4 protein-coding genes are annotated in these 3,591 nt (G+C 72.0%); all 4 read right to left on the bottom strand.

Features of this window, described 5'->3' with window-relative positions; all coding sequences use genetic code 11:
• A partial coding sequence (locus ABYE80_RS18555; RefSeq protein ID WP_372791792.1) for a DEAD/DEAH box helicase occupies positions 1-1,046 on the bottom strand: 1,046 nt, incomplete at its 3' end.
• 82 nt (positions 1,047-1,128) lie between these two features.
• Positions 1,129-1,524 (bottom strand): RidA family protein, encoded by a 396-nt coding sequence (locus ABYE80_RS18550; protein ID WP_372791791.1) that lies wholly within the window; start codon positions 1,522-1,524, stop codon positions 1,129-1,131.
• 9 nt (positions 1,525-1,533) lie between these two features.
• Positions 1,534-3,120 (bottom strand): bifunctional phosphoribosylaminoimidazolecarboxamide formyltransferase/IMP cyclohydrolase, encoded by a 1,587-nt coding sequence (gene purH / locus ABYE80_RS18545; protein WP_372791789.1) that lies wholly within the window; start codon positions 3,118-3,120, stop codon positions 1,534-1,536.
• A gap of 36 nt (positions 3,121-3,156) precedes the next feature.
• A partial coding sequence (locus ABYE80_RS18540; RefSeq protein ID WP_372791788.1) for a phosphoribosylglycinamide formyltransferase occupies positions 3,157-3,591 on the bottom strand: 435 nt, incomplete at its 5' end.

Raw genomic sequence — 3,591 nt, 5'->3', positions numbered from 1 at the left:
GCCGTCTTCGCCGCGCTGGCGTACACGCCGACCCGCAGCCTCGGGATGTCGACGCCCTCGCTGACCATGTTGACCGCCACGATCCACTCGTCCTTGGACGACGAGAAGCGGGCCAGCTTCTCGGCGGCACGCGCCTCGGTGTGCAGCACGACGGTCGGCGGCTTGCCCGTCACCTCGCGCAGCAGCTTCGCCACCTGCTTGGCGTGCTCGCCGTCGGCGGCCACCACGAGCCCGCCGGCGTCCTTGTGCCCGGCCATCCGGATCCCGAGCAGCTTGGCGTGCGCTTCGCGCAGGATCCTGGGGAGACCGTCCGGCAGCTCGGTCGAGATCGCCGTCCGGTAACGGCGCGAGGCCTCGCGGCCGGTCAGGACGGTGTCGAAGCCGGCCTCGATCACGTCGTCGCCGGACCGCCACGACAGCGTCCCGTCGTAGACCACGAAGCCGACCGGACGGCAGACCCCGTCACGCACGGCGTCCGCGTAGCCGTAGGTGACGTCCGGCTCGGCGAGACCCTCGCTGTCGTACCGCACGCCGGGGATCGCGGTGGCGTCCGACCGGAACGGCGTGCCGGAGAGCAGCAGCCAGCGCTGGGCCCGGGCGAACGCCGCCGAGAAGCCCTGCCCCCACGCCAGCTCCTCACCGAGATGGTGCGCCTCGTCGGCGATCACGAGCGTTCCGGGCGTGCACTGCGGGGCCCAGCGGGCGCCCGTCGCCGCGACGCGCGCGTACGTCACGGCGATGCCCTGGAAGTCCCGTGGCGGGACCAGCTCGTCGGAGTCCGGCACGACGTGGACGCCGAGCACTGCCGCCGCCTCGGCCCACTGCCGGGTCAGCGGCGCGGTCGGGCAGACGATCACGACCCGCTGCGCCTCACCGCTGGCGAGCGCTCGCCGCGCGTACTCCAGCGCAGGACGGGTCTTGCCGGCGCCCGGCGCCGCGTTCACGAGGAACGACCCTTCCGTCCAGGAGGCCATCGCGTCGAGGGCCTCGACCTGCCAGGCCCGCAGGCCGTGCGTGGCCCGCGTGTTGCGTGCTGCCGTGCTCACCGAGCGGGGAATCCTGCCCCGTGCACCGGACGGCTGAAAAGACCCCGATGGATGCGGGGCGAAACGAAGGACGTGACGGTCGTCACGACCGCGGCGCGTACGCGTCGGCCTCGATCTCGACCAGCAGCCGTGGGTCCAGCAGGGCACCGACCTCGAGCATCGTGTTGGCTGGTCGGATCTCGCCGAATGCCTCGCCGTGCGCGCGCCCGGCCTCCTCCCAGCGGGTCGCGTCGACGAGGTAGACGCGCGTGCGCACGACGTCGGCCAGGGTCGCCCCGGCCTGTGCGAGCGCCCGCTCGACGTTGCGGATGGCCTGGCTCGCCTGGAGGTACACGTTGCCCTCGCCGATGAGGTCGCCGTGCTCGTCGATCGCGGTGCAGCCGCTGACGTGCACACCGTCCCCCGCGCGCACGACCCGCGAGTAGCCGACCCGGGCCTCCCACGGACCCCCCGAACCGAACCGTTCGATGCCGCTCATGCCCACGCCCTAGTGCCGGAAGTGCCGGCGGCCGGTCATGACCATCGCGACGCCCGCGGCGTCGGCGGCGGCGATGACCTCGTCGTCGCGGATCGAACCGCCCGGCTGGATGACCGCCCGGACACCGGCTTCGATCGCGAGCGCCGGGCCGTCGGCGAAGGGGAAGAACGCGTCGGAGGCGAGCACGGCACCGGACACGGAGTCGCGGCGGCACTTCTCCAGCGCGAGCCGCACCGAGTCCACCCGGCTCATCTGCCCGGCGCCGATGCCGATCGTGCTGTCGCCCTCAGCGAGGATGATCGCGTTGGACTTCACGTGCTTGCAGACCCGCCAGGCGAACAGGAGGTCCGACCACTCCTGCTCGGTGGGCCGGCGCTCGGTGGCGACGGTCATCCCGTCGCGCTCGAGCCGGATCGTGTCGCGGTCCTGCACGAGCATGCCGCCCTGGACCTGCCGGGCCTGCAGCTCCCCGAGCGGCACGGCGCGCCGCTCCTGGTCCTCGAGAATCCGGATGTTCTGCTTCTGCGTGAGGATCTCGAGCGCGCCCGCCGTGTAGCCGGGGGCGATCAGCACCTCGATGAACTGCTGGTGGAGCGCCTGCGCGAGCTCCTCGTCGATCGGGCGGTTGACCGCGATGACCCCGCCGAAGGCGCTAAGCGGGTCGCACTCGAACGCGCCCCGGTAGGCCGCCAGCGCGTCGGCCCCGATCGCCGCGCCGCAGGGGTTGTTGTGCTTGACGATCGTGCACGCCGGCTCGTCGAAGTCGCGCGCCAGCGCACGGGCCGAGTCGAGGTCCAGCAGGTTGTTGAACGACAGCTGCTTGCCGTGGTGCTGCTTGACCATGGACAGCAGGTGCGTGCGGTTGCCGACGCCCGCGTAGTAGGCGGCCCGCTGGTGGGGGTTCTCGCCGTAGGAGAGGTCGGTGACCTTCTCGTAGGCGCGGACGAGCAGCGGCGGGAAGTCGTCGCTGCGCTCCGCGAACCATCGGGCGATCGCCGTGTCGTAGCGCGCGGTGTCGTGGAACGCCTGCGCGGCGAGCTCCTGCCGCGTCGTGAACGACAGCGATCCCTCGTTCTCCCGCAGCTCCTCGAGGACGGCGTCGTAGCTCTCCGGCTTCACGACGACCGCGGTGTACGCGTGGTTCTTGGCCGTCGCGCGGATCATCGTCGGCCCGCCGATGTCGATGTTCTCGATCGCGTCCCGGTCCTCGACGTTGAGCTTGGCGACCGTGCGCTCGAACGGGTAGAGGTTCACGCACACGAGGTCGACCATCTCGATGCCGTGCTCGTGGGCGGCCGCGGCGTGCTCCGGGTTGTCGCGCACGGCGAGGAGCCCCGCGTAGAGCCTCGGATGGAGCGTCTTGACCCGTCCGTCCATCATCTCCGGGAAGCCCGTGTAGTCCTCGATCGCCCGGACCGGGAGGCCCGCCGCGGCCAGCTCCGCAGCCGTGCCACCCGTGGACACGAGCTCGACGCCGAGGTCCACCAACCCGCGAGCGAAGTCGACGATCCCGCGCTTGTCGCTGACGGACAGCAGCGCCCGGCGCACGGGCACGAGGTCGGGAACCGGATAGGACGTGATGGGGTCGCCGGACATGCGCCGGAGCCTAGAGAACCGGGCTCGCGGGGGTCCTCAGGCCACCCGCATCCTGCGGGGATTCTCGGGGTCGGCGATGACCGCTCCCGCGGCGAACGCGCGGATCGCGGTGCACAGCAGCGCGTGCTCGACCGGCCGTAGGCGGTCGTGGAGCGAGGCGGCCGTGTCGTCGTCGCGTACCGCGACGCTCTCCTGGAGGAGGATCGCGCCGGTGTCGATCCCCTCGTCGACCAGATGGACGGTCACCCCGGCGACCTTCACGCCGTAGGCGATCGCCTGCTCGATCGCCCGCAGGCCGGGGAACACCGGCAGGAGGGACGGGTGGACGTTGATGATGCGCCCGGCGAACCGCCGGATGAAGCCCGGGTCCAGCAGCGCCATGTACCCGGCGAGCACCACGAGATCCGCGTCCCACGCGACGACCTGCTCGGCGAGGGCCCCGTCCCGCTGTGCGCGATCGGCGAACGCGTC

Origin of the sequence: Paraconexibacter sp. (assembly GCF_041602235.1) — a bacterium.
Lineage (GTDB): Bacteria > Actinomycetota > Thermoleophilia > Solirubrobacterales > Solirubrobacteraceae > Paraconexibacter.
Note: the sequence above shows the minus strand (reverse complement) of the source record. Positions and strands in the feature narration are given on the sequence as shown.